This is a genomic window from Salinibacterium amurskyense, from assembly GCF_002797685.1.
GTDB lineage: Bacteria > Actinomycetota > Actinomycetes > Actinomycetales > Microbacteriaceae > Rhodoglobus > Rhodoglobus amurskyensis.
The window spans coordinates 577,093-600,080 of the sequence record NZ_PGFH01000001.1 but is presented as its reverse complement, the minus strand read 5'-3'; the positions used below and the strand labels follow the sequence as shown (position 1 = coordinate 600,080).

General features: G+C 63.0%; 18 protein-coding genes. 2 read left to right on the top strand and 16 right to left on the bottom strand.

All coding sequences use genetic code 11. The annotated features are described in order from the left end of the window. Positions 1 to 200: 200 nt before the first annotated feature. The 6 genes from CLV85_RS02725 to recQ all read right to left on the bottom strand — a co-directional run bounded on the left by CLV85_RS02725 (position 201) and on the right by recQ (position 7,290). Positions 201 to 1,211 carry an iron-siderophore ABC transporter substrate-binding protein gene (locus CLV85_RS02725; protein WP_100388067.1) on the bottom strand — a complete coding sequence of 337 codons (1,011 nt, stop codon included), beginning with the start codon at positions 1,209 to 1,211 and terminating at the stop codon, positions 201 to 203. A 109-nt stretch (positions 1,212 to 1,320) separates the two neighbouring features. Continuing rightward, a complete protein-coding gene (locus CLV85_RS02720; RefSeq protein WP_100389241.1) occupies positions 1,321 to 2,106 on the bottom strand; it encodes an ABC transporter ATP-binding protein in 786 nt (261 codons plus the stop codon). 44 nt (positions 2,107 to 2,150) lie between these two features. After that, positions 2,151 to 3,143 (bottom strand): FecCD family ABC transporter permease, encoded by a 993-nt coding sequence (locus tag CLV85_RS02715; RefSeq protein ID WP_100388066.1) that lies wholly within the window; start codon positions 3,141 to 3,143, stop codon positions 2,151 to 2,153. After that, on the bottom strand, positions 3,140 to 4,177 hold the full coding sequence (locus tag CLV85_RS02710) for a FecCD family ABC transporter permease (protein ID WP_100388065.1): 1,038 nt from the start codon (positions 4,175 to 4,177) through the stop codon (positions 3,140 to 3,142). The genes CLV85_RS02715 and CLV85_RS02710 overlap by 4 nt, the downstream gene beginning before the upstream one ends. Before the next feature lie 21 nt (positions 4,178 to 4,198). Further along, a complete protein-coding gene (locus CLV85_RS02705) occupies positions 4,199 to 5,152 on the bottom strand; it encodes a siderophore-interacting protein (protein WP_100388064.1) in 954 nt (317 codons plus the stop codon). 38 nt (positions 5,153 to 5,190) lie between these two features. Next, the gene (recQ, locus tag CLV85_RS02700) at positions 5,191 to 7,290 is read right to left on the bottom strand and encodes a DNA helicase RecQ (protein WP_373296756.1); all 2,100 of its coding nucleotides are present in this window, start codon (positions 7,288 to 7,290) and stop codon (positions 5,191 to 5,193) included. Positions 7,291 to 7,316: 26 nt separating this feature from the next. Between recQ and CLV85_RS02695 the strand changes: the two genes are divergently transcribed. Continuing rightward, positions 7,317 to 8,195, top strand: coding sequence for a DMT family transporter (locus CLV85_RS02695; RefSeq protein ID WP_100388062.1), 879 nt, complete (start codon positions 7,317 to 7,319; stop codon positions 8,193 to 8,195). Between the two features lie 40 nt (positions 8,196 to 8,235). Here the strand turns inward: CLV85_RS02695 and CLV85_RS02690 are convergent, their stop codons facing one another. From CLV85_RS02690 to kynA, 10 genes are all read right to left on the bottom strand, one after another. Next, positions 8,236 to 9,204 (bottom strand): carbohydrate ABC transporter permease, encoded by a 969-nt coding sequence (locus tag CLV85_RS02690; protein ID WP_100388061.1) that lies wholly within the window; start codon positions 9,202 to 9,204, stop codon positions 8,236 to 8,238. Beyond that, positions 9,201 to 10,334 carry a carbohydrate ABC transporter permease gene (locus CLV85_RS02685; RefSeq protein WP_100388060.1) on the bottom strand — a complete coding sequence of 378 codons (1,134 nt, stop codon included), beginning with the start codon at positions 10,332 to 10,334 and terminating at the stop codon, positions 9,201 to 9,203. Before CLV85_RS02685 ends, CLV85_RS02690 begins: the two co-directional genes overlap by 4 nt. A gap of 147 nt (positions 10,335 to 10,481) precedes the next feature. Then, positions 10,482 to 11,813 carry an ABC transporter substrate-binding protein gene (locus CLV85_RS02680; protein ID WP_100388059.1) on the bottom strand — a complete coding sequence of 444 codons (1,332 nt, stop codon included), beginning with the start codon at positions 11,811 to 11,813 and terminating at the stop codon, positions 10,482 to 10,484. Between the two features lie 208 nt (positions 11,814 to 12,021). Continuing rightward, positions 12,022 to 12,591 carry a serine O-acetyltransferase gene (gene cysE, locus CLV85_RS02675; protein ID WP_100388058.1) on the bottom strand — a complete coding sequence of 190 codons (570 nt, stop codon included), beginning with the start codon at positions 12,589 to 12,591 and terminating at the stop codon, positions 12,022 to 12,024. Positions 12,592 to 12,661: 70 nt separating this feature from the next. Then, positions 12,662 to 13,600, bottom strand: coding sequence for a cysteine synthase A (cysK, locus tag CLV85_RS02670; RefSeq protein ID WP_100388057.1), 939 nt, complete (start codon positions 13,598 to 13,600; stop codon positions 12,662 to 12,664). A gap of 179 nt (positions 13,601 to 13,779) precedes the next feature. Continuing rightward, positions 13,780 to 17,970, bottom strand: coding sequence for an ExeM/NucH family extracellular endonuclease (locus CLV85_RS02665; protein ID WP_240033559.1), 4,191 nt, complete (start codon positions 17,968 to 17,970; stop codon positions 13,780 to 13,782). Positions 17,971 to 18,194: 224 nt separating this feature from the next. Next, positions 18,195 to 19,013 (bottom strand): PaaX family transcriptional regulator, encoded by an 819-nt coding sequence (locus tag CLV85_RS02660; RefSeq protein ID WP_100388055.1) that lies wholly within the window; start codon positions 19,011 to 19,013, stop codon positions 18,195 to 18,197. A gap of 6 nt (positions 19,014 to 19,019) precedes the next feature. Beyond that, positions 19,020 to 20,255, bottom strand: a complete 1,236-nt coding sequence (locus tag CLV85_RS02655) for a kynureninase (protein ID WP_100388054.1) — start codon at positions 20,253 to 20,255, stop codon at positions 19,020 to 19,022. Beyond that, entirely contained in the window at positions 20,252 to 21,454 is a 1,203-nt protein-coding gene (locus CLV85_RS02650; protein WP_205030311.1) for an amidohydrolase family protein, read from the bottom strand. The genes CLV85_RS02655 and CLV85_RS02650 overlap by 4 nt, the downstream gene beginning before the upstream one ends. Then, the gene (kynA, locus tag CLV85_RS02645) at positions 21,451 to 22,308 is read right to left on the bottom strand and encodes a tryptophan 2,3-dioxygenase (RefSeq protein ID WP_100388053.1); all 858 of its coding nucleotides are present in this window, start codon (positions 22,306 to 22,308) and stop codon (positions 21,451 to 21,453) included. Before kynA ends, CLV85_RS02650 begins: the two co-directional genes overlap by 4 nt. On the opposite strand from kynA, the gene CLV85_RS02640 reads away from it, so the two are divergent. Continuing rightward, positions 22,307 to 22,906 carry an NUDIX hydrolase gene (locus tag CLV85_RS02640; RefSeq protein WP_229820372.1) on the top strand — a complete coding sequence of 200 codons (600 nt, stop codon included), beginning with the start codon at positions 22,307 to 22,309 and terminating at the stop codon, positions 22,904 to 22,906. The genes kynA and CLV85_RS02640 overlap by 2 nt on opposite strands. Positions 22,907 to 22,988 lie beyond the last annotated feature (82 nt).

The window sequence follows — 22,988 nt, the reverse complement described above, 5'->3', positions numbered from 1 at the left end:
AGGTTGGCCTGATCGTTATCCAGGGGTGGTCGAATTGCCTAGCTAGCTATCAGTTCACGCCATTGGCTAGGTTCTGCACGTGGGGGGCGCTGAACCCACCGCCTCCGAAAGCGCACGTAGTTGAGCACCCCGAGCGACACAAAAAGCGGCCACCGACGTTGACATCGGTGGCCGCTTTCGAGCGATGATTCGCGGGGGGGCTACTTCAGAGCGCCAGCAATCGCATCCACGAAGCTGTCGATTCCCCAGGGCAGCGAGAGCGCCGTGGGAGGCGATACCGAGGCGACGAGCGATGCGCCATTGACGGCGACGAGGCCGCCATTGGCGACGGCCGGGATGCTCTGCGCGTAAGGCTGCGCGGCGAAAATGTCGCCGACTTCTTCGGTCTCGGCGTAAGCGATCAGCAGATCGCTGTCGAGCTCATCGAGCTTCTCGTAGCTGAGCGTGTAGAAGAAGGTGGAGTCACCGTTCGAGAGGGCGTCAACGGCGGGCGCGTTCTCGAGACCGAGGTCGAGCAAGAACTCCACGCGGGGGTCGGCGGGCTTGTAGACGTAGAAAGTTCCACCCACATCGAAGGTGGCCGCGACGGTCTTGCCTTCGAATTCTGGATGCTCGGCCGCCTTCTCAGCGACGAGAGCGTCGATGTCTGCCAGCACTTCATCCGCTGCAGCTGACTGGCCGAGGGCGGTACCGGTGATGCTGATGACATCGCGCCACGGAGTCGACCAGGGCAGTTCGGGGTAAGCAACAACGGGCGCGATCTCGCTGAGCAGCTCGTACTGCTCCTCGGTGATTCCCGAGTAGGTTGCGAGGATCAGGTCGGGAGCGGCTTCCGCGATCTGCTCGTAGGCGGGAGCATCCGTGGTGGCGGGGAAGATGAGCGGGGTCTCTGCGCCCAGCTCGGTGAGAGCATCCGCTGCCCAAGGAAGAACGCCGTTCTCGTCGCCACCGTAGTTTTGAGCTTCCATGCCGACAGGCACGACGCCGAGGGCCAGCACGGCGTCGCCGCTACCCCAACCCAGGGTGAGCACGCGCTGCGGTTCGCTCTCAATTACGGTCTCGCCGAAAGCATGCTCGATCGTGACGGGGAACGCGTCGGATGCCGCGGGAGCGTCCGTTTCGCCTTCGGGCGTTGAGGCGGCGCAACCGCTCAGCACGATAAGGGCGGCGGTTGCAGCAGCGAGTGCGGCAAGGCGGGGTCGGCGTGACATTGATCTCCTCGATCGGACGGTAGGTGCATAGTAAGGATAGGCTTGCCTAACCGAATTGCGCAAGCGGCGCTGGCAAGCGGTGTTGGCGAGTGGCGCCGACGAGTGGCGCTTACGAGCGCCTACCCAGCGGAATCACCATGGGTGAACCAGACACCGGGTCGTCGATGATGCGGGCTTCGAGCCCGAAGGCTTCGAGCATCCGTTCGGCAGTAACCACCTCAGCTGGTGTGCCCTGCGCGATGATGCGGCCCTCGCACATAAGGATCATGTGGTCGGCGTAGCGGGCAGCCAAGCTGAGCTCGTGCAACACCATGACAATCGTCGTGCCGCGTTCGCGATTGAGGTCGGCGAGCACATCGAGGGCGTCGAGCTGATGACGCACATCCAAGAACGTGGTGGGCTCGTCGAGCAGCAGAATGTCGGGATCCTGGCTCAGAGCCATCGCGATCCACACCCGCTGGCGCTGGCCTCCCGAAAGCTCTTCGATGCGTCGCGCTGCCAGCTGGGCGGTGTCGGTCGCTTCGAGCGCGTGCTCGACAGCTGCCTCATCCGCTGCTGACCACTGCTGAAACCAACCCTGATGCGGGTAGCGCCCGCGAGCCACGAGGTCTCGGACCGTGATGCCCTCCGGTGCAATCGGCGACTGCGGCAAGATACCCACCACTTGCGCGATCTCCTTCGATGGCACCGAATGGATGTCGCGGCCATCAAGCGTCACGTGGCCCGATGCCGGTCGCAGCAACCGCGACAGTCCGCGCAGCAGTGTCGACTTGCCACAGGCATTGGCGCCCACAATCACGGTGACCTTGCCGTCGGGAATCTCGACACTCAAGTTCGACACAATGTCGCGGCCACCGTAGTTGAGCGTGACCTTCTCGGCACACAGCGCGTGGATCGGGCGGTTCTGGGGTGCGTCAGTCTGGGGTGCGTCAGTCTGGGTCACGATGCACGTCCTTCGCGGTTAGTGGTGGAGATGAGCCACAGCAGATACGGGGCGCCCACGATGCCGGTGACGATTCCCGTCGGCACTTGGGTTCCCGCAGTGAGCAAGTGTTGAGCAACAAAGTCGGCGCCGAGCACGAGCACGATCGCCACGAGCGCACTCGGCACGAGAGCGAGGCCTCCCCCGCGCACCATCCGGCGCGCGATCGGCGCCGAGACGAAGGCGACGAAGGCGAGCGGCCCGACGAGTGCTGTCGCGATAGCGACGAGGGCGACGGCCACGACGATGAGGGCGAGCCGCGAGCGTTGCACGGAGACCCCCAGACCTGCAGCAAGATCGTCGCCGAGCTGCAGCATCCGGAGCTTGGAGGCAAGAACGGCCACCGCGGGGAGCAAAATGGCAAGACTGACGGCCATGATGAGGATGTCGTCCCAACTCGCACCGCCGAGCCCGCCCACCATCCAGACGAGGGCTTGCTGCGCGTCGCGCACATCGCCGCGGGTGATGAGATAGCCGATCACGGATTGCGCCATGAACGCGATGCCGACCCCGATGAGTACGAATCGCATGCCGTTCATTCCCGAGCGCCATGACAGCAGGTAGATCGTGAACGCCACGAGCAGAGCGCCGACGAGGGCGGAGAGCGAGACGATCAGGCCAGTCGCGCCGAATACGAGCAGGCTAAGTACGGCCGCGACGCTGGCTCCCCCACTGATTCCGATGATGTCGGGGCTCGCGAGGGCATTGCGCAACAGGCTTTGGAAGAGAGCGCCGGCGAGCCCGAATGCGACCGCCACCAGAATCGCGAGCAGCACCCGCGGCAGGCGCAGCTTGAACACGATGAACTGGTCAGAAGAGGTGCCGCCACCGAAAAGTGTCACGAGCAGGTCAGGAAGCGTGAGCGTATATGCCCCGACCGCAATACTGGCGAGAGCAAGCGCCACGGCGACAAGGATGAGGACGCCTGAGATGCGCCGCGTGCGGGTCACAGCCCGGCCAACTTCACTCGGCGCACAAGCGCGATCATCACGGGAGCACCGATGATGGCCACCACAAGGCCAGCCTCGAGTTCGGACGGCGAGACGACTAGACGCCCCACAATGTCGGCGATGAGCAGCAGGCTGGGGCCGACGATCGCGGAGACCGCGATGATCCAGCGGTAGTCGGGGCCCGTGAAGGGGCGCACGATGTGCGGCACCACGAGGCCCACAAACACGATGGGGCCGGCGAGCGCGGTGGCGGAGCCGCAGAGCAGAACGACGGCTCCGGCGGCGACCGCGCGTGCAATGTAGACCCGCTGGCCGAGGCCGCGAGCGAGGTCGTCTCCGAGGGCGACGAGGTTGAGCATCCGCCCCGAAATGATCGCGAGGAGCGCACCCGCCACAACGAACCCAATTGTGAGGCGCACGGCTTCGAGGTCACGGCTCGCGAGCGATCCGACCGACCAGAAGCGGAAGGTGTTAAGGGTGTCGGTGTCGGAGATCAAAACCAGGGAAATCACGGAGGTGATGCCGGCGGTGACCGCTGTGCCTGCAAGCACGAGCTTCACCGGCGTAGCGCCTTCTCGGCCGAGGGAACCGATCGCGTAGACGATGGCGGCAGCGCCCGCGGCTCCGGCGAAGGCGAACCAGATGTAGCCGGTGGGGTTGGTGATCGAGAGCACGCTGATCGCGAAGACAACCGCGAGCGAGGCCCCGGCGTTGACGCCGAGCAGCCCCGGGTCGGCGAGCGGGTTGCGGGTGACGCCCTGCATAACAGCCCCGGCGACACCGAGTGAGAGGCCAGCGAGCAAGCCGACGATCGTGCGCGGCAACCGCAGTTCGCGAATCACGAGCTGATCGTTGTTACCCGCCTCGGGATCGAAGAGCGCCTGCCAAATTTGTGAAAACTCGACGCCTCGCGCGCCGAGCGCGAGGCTCAGCACGAGCACAATCGCGAGCACACCGAGGGCAGCGCCGAGAGTGATCCAGCGTTGGGTGCGCAGGCTCAGTCGTGCGCGCGAAGCCGAGGCGGTCTGGGTCATGGTCGGGGGTGGTGGTGCGAGTTACTGCGCTTCGGACTTGCCGAGACGCCAGTACCCCATAAACGCAACCTGCTTGCGGTCAACGCCCGTCTCGCTCACGAGAAAACGGCGCAGCATCTTGATGACGCAGGCCTCGGCAGCAAGCCACGCGTAGAAGTGTGTTCCGGATGCTTCGCCCGGCGAATCCCAGAGAAGCTCGGTATCCACGTCGATATCACCGAGTGGTTGCGCGGCTGAAGAGAGTGCGGGCAACACGAGCGAGGCGTTGGCTTTCGTCCACGCCCGAACGGCGGGGTCGAGCGCGGAGCCTGCGGGCTGCGTTCCCCGCGGTAGCCACGTGACGTGGCAATTGCTCGGGAGGTTCAGTGGCGGCTGGTCTGCGGCATCCGGAATCTCGATGAAAGCGTGAGCTTGCACGCTGGGGTCGAGGCGCTCAAGGATGCTGCAAATGGCGGGCGCAGAAGTTTCGTCGCCGGCGAGAAGAACGGTGCGGGCGGGGCCGGGGTGCCAGTCGATGCCGATGCCCGAGTGGATGCTCGCGGCGTCGGGCCCGACGATGATGACCTCGTCACCGACTGCTGCGTTCGCCAGCCACTGACCCGCGGGCCCGTTGGCGCCGTGGAAGACCATGTCGACGTCGATCTCGCGGAGCTCGGGTCGCACGGCACGAATCGTGTAGGTGCGGAACGGGTTGCGCGCCTCGTCGGGCAGTGCCCGCCAGCGGGCGTACCAGGTACCGTCAGCAATCGTCTGCGGATCGGTAGCGCCGATGTCGCTGAGACCGATGCCCGGCAGCGGAAGAACGATCTTGATGCGCTGGTCGAAGCCGTCAGTGCCGAAGGTCGCGAACTCAGCGCCCGTAAAGGTGACGCGCCTGAAGTGAGGCGAAAGTTCGCGGATGCTTTCGACGCGGGCGGCGAATGGTCGATAGCCCGGGCGGGCATCCTTCGCGATCTCGCGCTCTAAGGTAAGCATTGCCTAAGTATGGCATACCTAACCTGAAGCGAAAAGGTCTAGAACTCAGGCGGCCCGTCGTAGGGGGCGTCGTCATCCGAGTAGAACGGGATGTCGTCTTCGTCGCCGGGAACCGGGGTTGCTGTGGCCGGAGCCGGGCGCGACGCGGCCGGGCGCGAGGCAGGCCGCGAAGCCGCAGGGCGTGCAGTCGCCGGACGCGACTGACGCGCCAGCGCGGTGGGAGCCGCCGCCGCGAACGCGGGTACGGCACCGGCAGCCGCACCACTTCCGGCTTCGAGCTCACCCGATCCGCCCGCGACGACCGCAAGCACCGCAGCGCCATACGTGTCGAGCTTCTTCTGGCCGACACCGCTAATCTCCGAGAGCTCAGCCAACGACTCTGGTTTGGTGACGGCAATGCCGCGCAGCGTGGCATCCGCGAACACCACGTAGGCGGGCACGCCATTGTCGCGCGCAACACCAGCACGCCACGACCGAAGGTTCTCAAACAGGTCGGTCGCTGAGGCCGGCAGGTCGGTCATGACCTTGCGCTTGGCTGCACCACCGCTGGCACCCGAACCGCGAGCCTTGCGCGGCGCTTCCTTGCGCAGCTTCACCGTGCGCCCGCCGCTCAACACCGATGCGCTCTCGGGCGTAATCGCGAGCGTGCCGTACTCCCCCTGCACCGTGAGCAATGACTGCGCGAGCAACTGGCGAACGACCGAGCGCCAGTCTTGCTCGGAGACATCCGAACCGATGCCGAAGGTCGCCAGATCATCGTGGCGTTGCTGCGTAACCCGCGGCGTGGTCTTGCCGATGAGGATGTCGACCAGATGCCCAGCCCCAAACTTCTGGTTGCGCTCGCGCTCCAACCGCACAATGGTGGACATCAGCTTCTGGGCCGCGACCGTACCGTCCCACGACTCGGGCGGAGACAAACACGTGTCGCAGTTACCGCACGCCGTGGACTCTTGACCGAAGTAGCCGAGCAACTGCACGCGGCGGCACTCCACGGTTTCGCACAGCGCGAGCATCGCGTCGAGGTGCGCGCTCAGGTTGCGACGGTGAGCTAGGTCGCCACCGGACTGATCGATCATGCGGCGCTGCTGCATGACATCCTGCAGGCCGTAGGCGAGCCATGCCGTCGCAGGCAGACCATCACGACCGGCACGACCCGTTTCTTGGTAGTAGCCCTCAACGCTCTTGGGCAGGTCGAGGTGAGCCACGAAACGCACGTCAGGCTTGTCGATTCCCATGCCGAAGGCGATCGTGGCCACCATGACCATGCCCTCTTCGCGCAAGAAACGACTCTGGTTGCTGGCCCGAATTCTGGAGTCGAGACCCGCGTGATACGGCAGCGCGGGGATGCCGTTCTCGACCAGGAACTGCGCGGTCTTCTCGACCGACGCCCGTGACAGGCAATACACAATTCCCGCGTCACCCGAGTGCTCGGTGTTGAGCAGCGTGAGCAATTGCTGCAGCGGCTGCGCCTTCGCTTCAATGCGGTACTGGATGTTGGGCCGGTCAAAACTAGAAACGAACTGCGTAGCGTCGGTGAGCTTCAGTCGCTGCGCGATCTCCTTGCGCGTGGCTTCCGTCGCGGTCGCGGTGAGCGCGATGCGCGGGACGCTTGGCCACAGGTCATGCAACACATCGAGCTGCAGGTAGTCGGGGCGAAAATCATGGCCCCACTGCGACACACAGTGCGCTTCGTCGATGGCGAAGAGCCCGATCTGACCCTGCTTGAGAAGGTCGACGGTGGACGAGACGCGGAGGCGCTCGGGCGCGAGGTAGAGAAGATCCAGTTCACCAGCCCGATACGCGTTTTCGACGCGACTGCGCTCGTCGGCGGACTGGGTGGAGTTGAGGAACTCAGCACGGGCGCCCACGGCGGCCAGGGCATCCACTTGATCTTGCATCAAAGCGATCAGCGGGGAGATAACAACGCCGGTGCCCTCACGAACAAGTGCGGGAATTTGGTAACACAGCGACTTGCCGCCACCGGTAGGCATGAGAACCAGCGCATCGCCGCCACCGACAATGGTGTTGATAATCTCGCCCTGCTGCCCCCGGAACGAGTCGTAACCGAACGTGGACTCAAGAACAGACTGGGCAGACACCATGCCGAGAAGTCTAGGCGCAGCCACTACCATTGGCATGATTAGTCCCCATAGCGACAGGCGCCATGTTCACCGTATTTCTTGGGCTCTCGAGCGCGCTCACTTTCGGCGCCGCTGACTTCTTCGGCGGTATTGCTGCTAAGCGAATTAGCCCCATTTTGGCCACCGCTGTCGGAGCCGTTGCTGGCCTCGCCGCACTGGTGCTGATCTTTCCGTTCGTTCCCGCCGTGTGGTCGACCGAAGCTGTTCTTTACGGCGCGATCGCAGGCGTCAATAGCGCGTTTGCGATCGGCCTGCTCTACGCCTGCCTCGCAATTGGGCCCATGAGCATCCTCTCCCCCGTGACCGCGGTGATGTCGGCGATCGTGCCAGTGACCGTCGGCTTACTACGTGGAGAGTCGCTCGGCGCCTTCGGTCTCGTTGCGATTCCGATCGCGCTCATCGCGGTGGTGCTCGTCGGCTTCGTGCCCGAGAAAGACGCCGTGCGCCCGAGCGCCAAAGCACTGATCATGGCGGTCGGTGCGGGTGCGTCGATCGGTCTGTTCTTTGTGATTCTGGATGCCGCTCCCGACGACTCCGGCATCATCCCCGTTGTCGGAAACCGCGTCGTCAATGCGCTGCTCATGTTCGGCTTGTTCTTTGCTCTGGCCGCGCTGGCTAAGCGCAAACGAGCCGGAGCGCCCGCTCCCGCCCGCTCATCCCTCTGGCGTCGCGGACTCTACTTCGCCATGATCGGCGGCACCCTCGATGTGATGGCCAACATGGCGATCATCACGGGCGTGCGCATCGGCGACCTCTCAGTCATTGCAGTGCTCACTGCGCTCTACCCCGCCGGCACGGTGCTGCTGGCGGCCATCGTTTTGCGCGAGCGCATTGCTCCCGTGCAATACGTGGGTATTGCGCTCGGCATCGCCGCGAGCGTGCTGCTCGTGGTGGGCGGCTAGCGCCTCACCAAGACATTGGCCCGCTCGGCCCTTCGACCGGCTACCCCTTCGTCGAGCCCGCAAGCAGTCCGCGCACGAAGTAGCGCTGCAGTGCGAAGAACACGATGAGCGGCACGAGGATCGAGATGAAGGCTCCGGCGGTGAGCAGGTTCCAATCCTGACCACGGCTACCGGTGATCTCCGCCAACAGTTTCGTCATCGGCGCGACCCGCCCGTCGGCGAAGACCAACGCCACCAGGAGGTCGTTCCAGACCCACAGGAACTGGAAGATCGCGAACGACGCGATGGCCGGCATCGTGAGCGGAAGCACGATGCGGAAGAAGACCTGGCCGTGGCCAGCGCCATCCACGCGTGCTGCCTCAATAAGCTCGGAAGGGATCTCCGAAACGAAATTGTGGAGCAAGAAGATTGCCAGCGGCAGCGCAAAGATCGTGTGCGCAATCCAGACCTGCGAATACGAGTTGGAGGCGTTGAGGCTCGAGAAAATTTCGATGTCACCTATCGACAGCCCACGAGAGAACAGGCTGAGCAGCGGAACGAGCGCCATTTGCAGCGGCACGATCTGTAGCGCGAAAACGCCAATGAAGATCCAGTTGCGACCGGGGAACTTGATCCACGCAAAAGCGTAGGCCGCGAGGCTGGCGATCACGAGCGGGAAGATCGTGGCCGGCAACGTGATGGCAATCGAGTTGATGAAAGCGCCCGCGAGGTTCAGCGTGCTGTTTCCCGCCGCCAATACCTCGGTGTAGTTGTTGAGTGTGAAGCCGGGGTTTTGGAAGATCGTCCACCAGCCGTTACGGAGAATCTCCTCCGGCGGACGAAGGGACGACACGAAGAGACCAAAGGTCGGCGTGGTCCACAGCACGGCAATCACGAGCGCAGCAATTGTTGCTCCTCGACTAGTTAGCCGCTTCTTGGTGCGGGTGGCGGCGCCCTGCTTTTCGCCGCGGGCCAGTTGCTTCTTGGTCTTCTTGTTCAGCGGAAGCTTCGCGGGCACTGTCGCGGTCATCGGATCTCCCTCTGCTTAGCAATCTGTCTCGCGTTGTAGATAACAATCGGCAGCACCATGATGAACAGCACGACCGCGAAGGCCGCAGACCTACCCACTTCAAACCCTTGCCACTGTGAATACATCTCGTTGGCGATAACGCTGGTCTCGTTGGCGCCGGCCGTCATGGTGCGCACAATGTCGAAGACCTTCAGCGAGGCAATGGAGATGGTCGTCAGCACCACGACGAGCGAGCTCCGGATGCCCGGCACGGTGACATTGATGAAGCGCTGCCAGGCGTTGGTTCCGTCGAGCTCCGCAGCCTCAAGCTGTTCGGCGGGAACGCCCTTGATGGCGGCCGAAAGGATCACCATGGCGAAACCGGTCTGAATCCAGATGAGCACGACGATGAGAAAGAAAGTGTTCCATGGTGAATTGGAGATCCAGTCCACCGGTTGCCCACCCATCCAGACCACAATCTGATTGAGGAGACCGATCTGCTCTTGATCGGCGGGGCGCACCGCGTAGACGAAGCGCCAGATGATGCTCGCTCCCACGAACGAGATCGCCATCGGCATGAACACGAGAATCTTGAAGATCTTCTCGCCGCGCGACTTATCGATGAAGACGGCATAGGCGAGGCCGAAGATGGTGGAGACCGTTGGCACGATCAGCACCCACACAACAGTGTTGAGAACGGTGCGGATGCCGGTGTCTTGAGTGAAAATCCAGATGAAGTTTTCGAGGCCCACGAATCGTGTTCCGCGGCTGTTCATGAAGGCTTGAATCGTGGTTTGGATCGTCGGGTAGATGAGTCCGATGGCGAGCAAGAAGATCGCCGGGCTCATGAATCCCACGAGCTGGAAGAGGTAGCCGGCCCCCTGCTTGGAGCGGTAGTCCAAGAGAAAGAAGAGCCCGCCAAACACGGCTGCTGCGCCAGCGGCCCAGTAGACCGAGCCGAGAGCCAAGAAGATGAGGGTGGGAATGAGCACACAGGCCACGGCGCGGATGATCGTGTACTTGCGACCGCTGCGAGGCGCAATCTCAATGAAGAAGATCAGCAGCGCGATGACTGCGAAGAACGCCAGCAGCACCAGTGGAATCTGAGCGAGCGCGGGGAGCGTGGCTATCCACGCGAGAAAAGCTGACATTAGCGACCTTTCGAGTGCATCTCTGGACTCTTCACTTCACTGGCAGTTCTGCTGTGTCGACTCTACCGAGGAATCGTCACGAGGGGGAGAAAAGAAAGCGTGGGCGGGAGGCAATACCATCCCGCCCACGCTCACCGTTGGACGGTGTTACTCAGATGGCCATGACGCGTCGATGGTCGAGAGCACTTCTTCTGTTGACTTGCCGTTGATCCAGTCGACCATTCCGGTCCAGAACGATCCGGCACCGACAACGCCCGGCATAAGGTCCGAGGCGTCGAAGCGGAACGTCGTGTCAGGGTCCTGCAGAATCGTGATGGCCTGCTGCAGAATGGGGCTGCTAGCGCTTTCGGGGTCAAGGCCATTGTTAGCGCTAATGACACCGCCCAGCTTCACGCGAGCGTTGGCCCATTCGGGGCTCGACAGGAATTCCTGCACTGCGATGGTGTCTTCGTCGTTGGAGAAGGCTCCGACGATCTCGCCACCACCGGTAACAGCGTTGCCACCGGCTTCAACGGACGGCGTTACGAAGGCCCAGATGTCAGCATCCGGTCCGACCGTAGCGTTTCCGTTCTTGGGGTCCTGAATGAACCCGTCAAAGAAGGATGCCTGGTGGTGGAGTGCGCACGAACCGTCGCCGAGAGCGCGAGCCGGGTCACCGAATGGCGTGGAGTTGATCGACTTCACGTCACCGAATCCGGCGTTCACATAGTCCGGGTTCAAGAGAATCTCGCCCACGGAATCGAACGCAGAGACAATCGCGGGGTCGGAGAACGGAATCTCGTGAGAGACCCACTGATCGTAGACGTCGGGACCAGCTTCGCGAAGCACCAGGTCTTCTACCCAGTCGGTTCCGGGCCAACCGGTTGCGGCATCCGAACCGAAGCCAGCACACCACGGTGCGGTTCCGGTCTCGTCAGCGATCGTTTGGGTGAGTGCGAGCAGTTCGTCCCAAGTCTCGGGGACTTCGACACCCCACTCGGCGAACTGCGAAGGCGAGTACCAGACAAAGCCCTTGACGCTGGCCATGAGCGGTGCACCGTAGAGAGTGTCACCGGTCGTGCCATAGGCAGCCCAGTCTTCTGACCAATACTCTGCGACGTTGGATGCGACGCCTTCAGGCGCCGGTTGAATGTAGTCCCGCGACGCTAGGTCAGCGAGAAGTCCAGGCTGCGGGAAGATTGCGATGTCCGGAGCGTTTCCGCCCTGAGCGCGGATGCTGATCTGCGCTTCGAACTCTTTGCTCGATTCGTACTGAATGTCGATGTCATTCGCTTCTTCCCAGTCAGCCCAGGATTCTTCGAGAAGTTCGGCTTCAGTGTCGGCGATGGTGCCGTAAATGGTGACTACGCCATCCGCTTCACCAGCATCACCGGGGCCGCCGGTTCCACTGGTTCCGGAGGCGCAGCCCGAGAGAACCATGCTTGCGACGCCAAGGGTGGCGATGGGCAGCATGGCCCGTCGAAAGTTGTGGGAAATCATACAAATCCTCCTCGTCGAGGTTTGCCCGCAGGCCGAGCAGCGTGCGGGGGAACAACTGCAGCTCTGAACGTGCTCACCGCGTGCGGCGCGAGAGAGCGTGTTCACGACTTACGCTAAGCGACGACCGCAAGGTTATGCAAGCGCTTGCGCTACAGAGTTGTCTACCGCAACACGAATGAGACATTGCGGTCCCGTGGTGAAGAGAAAGTTAGATGTAGATCGCGGGATCGGTGTAACCGAAGTCGTCGAGAGGGGCCTTCGTGCCGCGCTTGGGTCGCGCGACGGCGGGGGCTCCGACGAGAAGAGAATCGGCGGGAGCATCCGCGACTACAACCGCACCGGCGCCCACAACGGAGCCAGAACCGACGGTGATGTCGCCCAGAACGGCGGCACCCGCGCCCACAACAATGTCGCTGCCGAGCGTGGGATGGCGCTTGCCGCCCTCAGAACTCGTGCCGCCGAGAGTGACGCCGTGATAGATAAGAACGTCGTCGCCCACGATGGCGGTCTCGCCGATGACGACGCCCGAACCGTGATCAATGATGACGCGACGACCGATTTGGGCCGCGGGGTGGATCTCTACGCCCGTCAAGAAACGAACGTACTGGGAGACCACGCGGGCAAGAAAGTATGCCCGCGCGGTCCACAACCAGTGCGCAAACCGGTAACCCCACACGGCGTGCATTCCCGAATAGGTGAGCCAGATCTCGAAGGAGCCGCGGGCAGCCGGGTCGCGCCGGCGCACAGCAGCAATGTCTTCACGAGTTCGAGCAAACAATAGGGAGATCCGTCGTTAGTGGTGGTTAGCGGCGCTGAGTTGGGGTAACTCGGTCGTAGTGGACGAGCCCTTAGTCGACGAGGTCTTCGTACAGAAGAGTCGACAGGTAGCGCTCACCGAAGCTCGCAACGATAACTACGATGGTCTTGCCGGCGTTCTCGGGGCGCTTGGCCAGTTCGAGAGCGGCGTGCACGGTAGCTCCCGAGGAGATACCGGCGAGGATGCCCTCTTCGGCAGCAAGGCGGCGAGCCATGGTGACGGACTGCGTGATGTTGACGTCGAGAACCTCGTCGTAGACATCGCGGTCAAGAATCTCGGGCACGAAGTTAGCGCCGATTCCCTGAATCTTGTGGGGGCCAGGAGCTCCACCGTTGAGGATGGCGGACTCTTCGGGCTCAACCGCAACAACCTTGATCTCGGGGTTCTGCTCCTTGAGGAAGCCACCAGCACCAGTGATGGTTCCACCGGTTCCGATGCCGGCAACGAAGATGTCGACCGTTCCATCGGTGTCGTTCCAGATCTCGGGGCCCGTGGTGGCGCGGTGAATCGCGGGGTTGGCAGCGTTAGCGAACTGCTGAGCGGCGACAGCGCCCTCAGTGTTAGCAACGATCTCGGCAGCCTTCTCGACTGCGCCGCGCATACCTTCGCCAGCAGGCGTAAGCACAAGCTCGGCGCCGAAGGCGCGAAGCAACATGCGGCGCTCCTTGCTCATGCTCTCGGGCATCGTGAGAACAACGCGGTAACCGCGAGCAGCACCGACCATGGCGAGCGCGATACCGGTGTTTCCACTGGTTCCCTCCACGATGGTTCCACCGGGCTTCAACGCACCGGCCTTCTCAGCGGCGTCGATGATCGCAACACCGATGCGGTCCTTCACACTCGCCGAAGGGTTCTGGAATTCAAGCTTCGCAAGCACCGTCGCGCCAGCGCCCTCTGTTACTGCGTTTAGCTGAACGAGAGGAGTGTTACCGACAAGTTCGGTGATGTTCTTATAGATACGACTAGCCATGATTCAGAGGTTCCTTCGTGGGTCGGAGATCGATGGGAGCTTGCTCACCATAGTTAGTAGCAATCAGCGCGCCAAATTTATTTCATCAAGCTGGATAAATCTGTAACGGTTAACACGCGAAAGAGGGCCCCGCAGCGCGGGACCCTCTTCGCATTAGTGGGCTAGCTGCCCGGTGTTCTCTAGAAGACGAACACCAGTCGCGGGAAGCTGGAGCTCGACTCCACCGTGTCGTTACCGGAGTATTCGACCCAGATGAAGTGGATGCCGCGGCTGAGCTTGGGCAGCTTCAGCGAGGCATTGCCGCGCTTGTCTACCGTGCTCGTGCCGACAGCATCGCGACCGTCATAGAAGGTCACCTCGCCGGCGGTCGTGCCATCCTTGCCGACCTTGACGCTGGCATCCGCCGTGACGGAGCGGTTGCCCCACACGAACCAGGAGGAGAGGCTCGAACGAACACTCGAGGAGATCTTCTCCACCGATTGGGCGTCGGACTCAGCCACGCCATCCGAGTAACCGTCCTTGCTTGCAGTGACCTGCACGCTCAGTTCGGTTCCGATGTCGTCGGTCGTGATGCGGTAGCGGCTGTCGGTCGCGTCAGCGATCGGTGCGCCGTCGCGCAGCCACTGGTAGCTGTAGTCAGGTGACTTCACGCTCCAGTTGCCGTGGGTGGCCTTGACTGTCTTACCCACCTGCACGTTGCCCCGGATGCCCGGCGCCTTCGTGTTCTCGATGGCCTCAGCAGTCGTCGCAACCTCGATCGGAACCACAACAGCGGTATCCGTTCCCGGAACCATGACGGTCAGCGCGAGCGTGCCCGAAGGTACGCCAGCGGGGATCGTGACGGTCACGCTTGCGCGACCCTGTTCATCCGTGGTGTCGACGATGGTGCGGTCGATCGTTGCCGAACCGAGCACGTCCCCATCAACCGAGACCTCAACCGTGGTGGCGCCTGAGCCGCCGCGGCTGAAGGTGAGCGACGAGAGGTCGAGCGTGACGTCGTCTCCGGGGTTGTAGCCGTCAGCATCCGGAGCCGAAACAACAGCACCGATGGCGCGCTGTTCGAGCGGCGGGTCAGCAATCGTGTTCTCTTCGAACCACTCGACCATGGACTGCAGGTCAACGCGGCCGCTGTCGGCACGGTCGGTTCCCTCGGCGAGAGTAGCGAAGTTGTCGCCACCGGCCGCGAGGAAGGAGTTGGCGACCACTGTGTAGCTGGCTGCGACATCCACCGGAACACCGTTGAGGTACATCGCGGTCACTCGCTCGCCCTGGGCTGCGGTGGGGTCGTACGAGTACGTGAGCCCCTCCGAGACACCGAGCTTGAGGAACGGACGCTGGGCACCCTCGGGCTGCCACTGCTCTTCGAGCACTGACTTGATCTGAGCACCGGTCAGCGACATTGTCGTGAGCGTGTTGCCGAAGGGCTGCACGTTCGCAGCCTCACGGTATGTGACTTCGCCGTCGGCGTCGCCTGCACCCGATGCTTCGTAGACGAGGTCGGTACGCAAACCACCCGGGTTCATGAACGCGATCTCTGCACCCGAATCGGATGCGGCCCACAGTTGAACATCGGCGACAAAGTTACCGATGGTCGACTCGCCACCACGGTTCTCGGGGAACGGAGTTCCGTCAACCGGGGTCTGCACTGCGCGGAACATGCTGTCAGAAATCTCTCCGACCTTGGCGTTGCCCAGCTCAGCCGCCGCGGCCGTAGCCTCGTCGACAATCGCCTGCACTGCAGCATCCGGCTCGAAGCCCTCAATCGGCAGAACCTCAGCCTCGAAGTCGATGATCTCCTTCGTTGCCGGGTCGACGTTGAGGTCGAAGTGACCGTAGTACGAACCGTACTGGCCAGCGGAAATCACCAGTCGCGGGTCATCCATGCCATCAACCGCAATCTCGTGGTCGTAGGCGAGGTGGGTGTGACCCGAAACGATGGCCTGAATTTCCGGGCTCACGTTCATGACGATCTGACCGAATGCCGAGTCATCCATGGAAGCCGCGATATCCGTGGATGCCGCGCCTTCGTGGATAAGCAGAACGAGAACGTCTGCTTCGCCGTTGGCGTCGTCTCCGTCAGTGAGGTAATCCGCAACGCGGTTCACTTCTTCGACCACTCCACGAACTTCGAGCGAAGCGATTCCCTCGGGGCTGACCAACTCGTTGAGGTCTTCGGTGATAGCACCGATGAAACCAACCTTGACGCCCTCAAACTCCTGCAGGAAGTACTCGTCGTACGCAGGCATGTTGGTGTCGCGGTCGTAGAGGTTCGCTGCGAGGTAGGGCCAGTCGGCGGCATCCAAGATGCGGTCGTCAACGTCGGCACGACCCTGATCGAATTCGTGGTTACCGAAGGAGCTCGTGTCGAGTCCGATTTCGTTGAGCACGTCGATCGTGGGCTGATCGTTCTGGATAAACGAGGTGAACGTCGTGGCTCCGACGAAGTCACCGGCACCAACGAACGTGGTGTTGGGGTTCTGCGATTCCCACGAGCGCACCATTCCGGCGAGCATTGCTGCCCCCGGGATGCCGCGGTCGACTTCGATACGACCGTGGAAGTCGTTCGTGGTGAGAATCTCGATCTCGACGGGCGCAGCCTCAGTGCTGAGACCGACGCTGATCGGGTCGTGGTCGCTCGAACGGAAGACCGTTCCCGCTTCCGCCGCACCGTAGGCGTAGCCACGGTCCGACCACTCGGGCGAGTTGATGTTCCAGACGGCAGCATCGGTCACGTGCTCAGCGAGCGACGGCGAGACGATGATGTGGTCGAGCGATCCGAGTTCACCATCGAAGGTGTAGGTGTACTCGTTGTCACCTTCGGCGGCGAGAGTGTCGACGTAGCCCGCCTCGGTGAAGACCTGAATGGGGTCTTCTTCGGAGTAGGCGTTGAAGTCTCCAACGAGAACGACCTGGTCGCTCTTGGCGTCATCAGCGGCGATCGAGTCAACGAGATCCTTGACGGCGTTGGCCTGCTCAACACGCTCCGTGTTGAAGAAGCCCTGACCGTCGGTCGGCTCGGTTCCCGATCCACCCTTTGACTTGAAGTGGTTAGCGATCACCGTGATGAGCTCGCCGTTCGACTCGAACGTCTGAGCAATCGGCTCACGTGCGATGTCCCAGACCGTCTCGTCAACCTGCGTGAAGCTGTCGCCCACGGGCGTCACAGCGGCCGGCTTGAAGATGATCGCGTTCGTGATGAAGTCGGTGATGGCTGCATCGTTGAGCGCTGCTGGCGTGCGGACGTAGTCCCACGTTCCAGCGCCGGCGGCGGCATTGAGCGCACCGACGAGATCCATGAGCGCTTCGTCGAGGTCTCCACCCAGCTTGATGGAGTTCTCGATCTCCATGAGACCGACAACATCCGCATCGAGCGAGTTGATCGCCGCAACAATCTTCGACTGCTGGATAGCGAACTCTTCTGCCGTGGCCGCGCCACGAGCATCCGAATCCTCACTCTTCAGGGTCGTGAAGTAGTTATAGACGTTGAAGGCCGAAACCTTGAAGTCTCCGCCCACAACGGGAGCCGACTCTTCACGCGGGTTCGTGGACTCAAACGTGGGCAGGTACTCCGCCGGGCTCGCGTCGTTGATCGCGACGGTCGGTTGCAAACGCCAGTCGTCGAAGCCGTAGCTCAGAACGTAAGGGTTGGCCGGGAACTCGACGGTGTCGCCGTTGCGCACAACGGTGTCGGCCGAGAAGTAGGGCTGCTCACCGGGGTGAGAACCGTTGGAAATCTGGATGCTGTAGCCGTCATCGAGAAGGATGCGGCTGGCACGGTTAGCGGCGGCGATCGCGTCGGCGTCGGCTCCGGCATCCGTAGTCTCGGTGCTCTTGACGGCGAGCTCTTCTGGGCTGAGCCAGAGGGTGCCGAAGTTGTAGAGCTGGTGGCTCGAGCTGACAAGGTAGTCGCCGGTGGGGGTGACGAGCATCGACTCGAGGGATTCGCGGTCGGCACCAACGACGCTCGCATCGAGAGCGGTTGGCTCTACGGCGTCGGCCGGATCGAGGTCGGCGGCGGCTGTGACGAGTTCGACAGCAGTGCCCGAGCCGAGCTGGGTCAGTCCGAAGTATTCAGCGACCGGGCCGGTTGCGGTGACCTTGTCTCCGATCGACACTGCGGGGTTCGCACTGCCCAAGAAGATGAAGATTCCGTCGGAGGCGCCGGGCGTAGCGTCGTCTGCTCCACCCGATCCGGGAGTCTGGATGACAATGCCGCGGTAGCCAGAGGCACCCCGGTAGTCAGCGGTGACAACACCCTCGACGGTGACGGTGTCGCCGATCATGGTGCTCGCGGCAGAAGTGCCTTGAACGTCGGCGATTGTTGCGGTGGCTTCGGCGGCTAGGGCGGCCGGAGCGGTAATCGTAGTCAACGCAATGGCGCACGACGTGGCAAGAGCCCCGATCGTCAGCCGCGTTGGCCTGCTGCTTCGTGGATACATAGCGGGCAGTCCCCTTATGAATTGTGAAATCTACGGTCTACCCCATAACAGGGGTATCTGAGACGATAGCCCTGCCCACAGCTCATTCCAAGGTTTTAAACGGATTGCTCATCTGCGCGTAACCCGTTGTTATCGTGCGCGCGTGATCAGCAGCTTTACCTGCTGCTGGCGCGCGCAAAAGCGTGCGCTCGCGCCGCCAAGGAACGCGAGATGCGACCGAAGAGATCAAGGCTCGCTTGCCCCGGCCAGTCCGCCGGCAGAGCCGAATTCGGCAGCCCAGGGTCGAGGTACGGGATGACCCTCCACTGGTCGAGAGCGTGGATATAGCACGCGAAAGCTTCGGCGTCGCTCGACGCGGGCCCGACCAGAGCAGAGTGCTGCGCCAGAAAGCGTTCGTGTAATTCACGCAAGCGGTCTAGGTCCCACCACTGAGCTGCGGCATCCGCAAACGGTCGATTCGCTTCGGGGCGGCCCGCGATGAAGAGAGTCGCGCAGTCGCTGAGATCAAGATCGTCGAGGATGCCCAACACCTCTGCCTTGAGATGGGCCGGGCAAATCCAGAGCCCCGTAGCAACGGTGCCGCAGCCGATCCAGCCGAGACGTCGCCGCAATTGGTGGCGGGCATCACGGCGCGACTCCGGGATCGAGAATGAGATCAGGCACCACAGGTCGTCTTCGCGCTGCTGGCGGAAGCTGAAGATGCGGCGATCTCCGCTCTCGAGCATCGGCACGGCCTCGAGGTTGACGCGGTAGCCCTGTTGGCCATTGACCATTTCGGGCAGCAGAAGGCCCTTGGATTTCACGCGCGCAATCGCACTGCGAGCACCATTGGCGGGCACTCCCAGCGCCTCCAAGATGCGCACGAGATGCGCCGACGAGATCCAGCCGCCAAGCTGACGCAGCTGCGAGCCCACAAACGTGCGCAGCAGTGAGGTCGCACTCCCCGGGCGGGAGTCGAAGTCATCCAGAATCACGCGCGGCTACTTGGTGAGCTGCTCGTGAATGGCCTCAATGCCCAGCTGCACTTCGGCGAAGGTCGTGCTGAGCGGCGACAACCCGAGACGGATGCCGTGGGGCCGACGGAAGTCAGGAATGATCCCCTGCTTCCACAGTTCGGCATTCACAGCGGCGAAGCTCTCGTGGTCGATCGTGACGTGACTGCCCCGTTCGGCGGCATCCCGCGGCGAACTGACGGTGACGCCGAGCGGCACGAGCAGTTCATCAACGAGCGCGAGGGCGTACTCGGTGAGGGCGACCGACTTGGCGCGGATCGCGGGGATGCCTGCCTCTTCGATGAGCCCGAGCATGTCTTGCATCGCGAGCGAACCCACCACCGAGGGCGTACCACTGATGAAGCGTCGGATTCCCTGATGCGGCGCATAGCCGGGGCCCATTTCGAAGGGGTTGTTGCTACCCATCCAGCCCTGGATCGGCTGAGTCATTGCCTCGATGTGCTCGGCGCGCACGTAGCCGAAGGCCGGAGAACCGGGGCCGCCGTTGAGGTACTTGTAGGTGCAGCCGGCGGCAAGGTCGACACCCCACGCGTCGAGTTCGGTTTCGACAACGCCGGCGGAGTGGCAGAGATCCCAGAGCACGAGCGCTCCGGCCTCGTGGGCGAGGGCGGTGATGCCGGGCATATCGGCGAGGTGACCCGAGCGGTAGGCGACGTGACTGATCACGACGAGAGCCGTGTTCTCGTTGAGCGCGGCCTTCATTTCGTCGGCAGTGACTCCCCCGTCGCTCGCGGGATCGATCCAGCGCAGCGTCTTGCCGAGTTCGGCGGCGATACCCTCAACCAGGTAGCGGTCGGTCGGGAAGTTGCCGGTGTCGATGACGATCTCGCTGCGGTCCGGGCGGGCACTGAGGCCAGCGCGAATCAGCTTGTAGAGCACCACCGTGGTCGAGTCACCGATGAACGTTTGGCCGGGTGCAGCCCCGAGCGTTGCAGCGCCGAGACGATCGCCCAGAGTGAGAGGAAGTTCGTACCACGCTTCATCCCAACCACGGATGAGGCGGCCACCCCACTGCTCGTCAACGAACTCGGCCAAGCGGGCCGCACTCGCGGTCGTGGGGCGTCCGAGCGAGTTGCCGTCGAGGTAGGCGCGCACTTCCGCCGAGCGCACGAACTTGGCCGGGTATTGCTGGAGTGGGTCAGCGGCATCCAAGGCTGCGGCAGCTGCGGCGCTCGTGTCGAGGGGTGCGTGCGTGTCGGTCATCGGTCGATCCTCCATGTGGTCGGGATGGGGGCTGTTGCGGCGGAAACGGCTTCGTCGCCTCCGTGGTTGTCTGCGGCCACGCGCACTGCGCTGGCGGCAAATTCGGGGTGAAGCAGTTCGCGGGCGGTCACCACGGTGGCGGTCATGAGCCACGCCGCAAGGTTCGCATCCGCGCTCGGCACGGTCGGCAGGTAACTGACGGTGCTGCCGAAACCGGGCAAGCACAGCGCTCGCAAGAGAGCGTCGTAGCGCACGCCGGCATCCTGCAGCGCCGTCAATTCGCGCTCGTTCAGCCCGGGCGGAAGGTCGCCGTTGCCCATGTCGGTGCCGTAGCGAACAGTGCCACCGGCGGCATGGAAGCGGCGCAGGTTGTCGCTCGCGGTCGCGAAATCGCGACCACGCTGGCCATAACCGTGGATGTCGAGGGTGCTGATCCACGAGTGCCGCCCGGCAAGAAAACGGGAGTTCGGTTGCGCCATCTCCTCGATCAGGGCGTCACTGAGCTTCTCGGTCCACGGCGTGTGCGCGAGGCGATCGGCTCCGGCAGCAAAGGCACGTTGCGCTTGGCCTGCGCCCTGCACGTGCACCACCACTTCAGCGCCGCGACTGTGGGCGTACTCGACGAGAGCGCTCAGCGTATCGTCATCGAGAACGGGGCCATCCTCGGCGTTGAGAGCGACCTTGATGAAGGTGGCGCCACCAGTGAGCTGCTGTGCGACGGCCGCCATCGCTTCCTCGCCCGTGGAGACTTCGGCGACCGCGAGCGTCGCAGCCCAAGCCCGCTTGCTGGGGTAACCGCCGGGCGCCGCGATGAACGCCCCGGCGTACTGCACCGCTGCCACCGCATCGTCGTGAGCCCACTCACGCAGCCGATCGGGATGCCCGCCCAAGTCGTCAACAGCGGCGAGACCGCCAGCCACGAGAGCGCGCGGCTCAGTCAATCCGAGGTGCACGTGCGCGTCGCGAAAGCCCGGAAGCAGAACTCCCGGAAGACGCACTGCGGTGGGGCTTGCGGCATCCGCAATCGGCCGGATGCCGTGGGGGCTCACCCGCACGGTGGCGGGGCCATGCCACCCCCGCAGCCAATAGCCGTCGACGGCGTAGTCGACGCTGAGGGCAGGATCGGAGGTCGAGTCGGTCGCCGTCGCTCGGTGCGATGCCGACTGTGGCGCTGATTGTGGAGTCGGTTCTGCGGTCACGAGCGGCCAATCTCGGTGCGCACGGAGAACAGCTCGGGAAAGAAGGTGAGGTCGAGCGCTTTCTGCAAGAATCCAACGCCGCTGGAGCCGCCGGTGCCACGCTTCATGCCAATGATGCGCATCACGGTCTTCATGTGACGGAAGCGCCAGAGTTGGAAGTTGTCCTCGAGATCCACGAATTCTTCGCAGGCTTCGTAGGCGAGCCAGTGTTCGCTCTCGTTGTCGTAAATGTGGCGGAACGTCTCGATGAGGTCGTCGTTTTGCTCGTAACCGCGCGTGACATCGCGGTTGAGAACTGCCTCGGGAACCTCGTAGCCATGGCGGCTGAGGTAGCGCAAGAACTCGTCGTACACGCTCGGCTCGGCGAGCAGCCTGCTCAACAGGGTGTGAGCTTCGGGATGCGCTTCGAACACCTTGAGCATGCCCGCGTTCTTGTTGCCGAGCAAAAACTCCACCGCACGGTACTGATACGACTGGAATCCGGATGAGCTACCCAAGTAGTCGCGGAACTGCGAGTACTCACTCGGGGTCAGCGTCGCGAGCACCGACCACTGCTCGGTGAGAGTGCGCTGAATGTGCTTAACGCGCGCGATGTGCTTGAGCGCCATCGAGAGGTTGTCGCTTGCGATGAGGGCACGGGCCGAGAGGAGTTCGTGAATCACGAGCTTGAGCCACAGCTCGGTGGTCTGATGCTGGATGATGAACAACATCTCATCGTGATGCTCGGGTTTGCTTTGCGGAGTCTGCGCGCTCAGCAGCGTGTCGAGTTCCAGATACGAGCCGTACGACATCCGCTTACTAAAGTCGGTGACAATCTCGTCTTCCAGGGCACGCTCGCTGTGGTTATCAGACATGCCGACACCCTATTGCACTTTCGCGACGACCGCCACACTTGTGTTCCTGTTGGATAATTACCGAGTGATCGCCGAAGACTTTCTGACCAGCCTTACCGCTCTGCCCGCGTCTCCCACCCGCGAGCGCTACCTGGCTTTTGTCGCCGCTGGCGGTGCGGCCGCCCTGCAGCGTGACGGCGGCCCCGAACACGTCACCGCCTCCTGCTTCGTGTTCTCCCCCGACTTTGAGCACGTGCTGTTGTGCTTCCACCGCAAGGGACAATTCTGGGTGCAGTTCGGCGGCCACCTCGAACCCCACGATGCCTCAGTCGCGGATGCCGCCCTGCGCGAAGCGCGGGAAGAGTCCGGCATCGGGAACCTCACTCTGCGCTCCGAGGCCATTGTCGATCTCGATCGTCACGAGTTGCACGGCGGCTTCTCGTGCGCCGCTCACTGGGACGTTGGCTTCGTCGCCCTCGCCGCAGCGGATATCGACGTCGCAGTCAGCGACGAGAGCGAAGACGTTCGCTGGTTCCCCACCACCGCACTGCCCGCCGAGTTGCCAGACAACTTCGCCGCCCGACTGGCCGCTTCGCTGGCAGCCGTCGCTCCGCGCTAGCGATCTTTGCCACAGTGAACGCAGAAAGCCCCGGATGCCGACCACGTGAGTGGGGCATCCGGGGCTTTCCTATGCTCGAGTG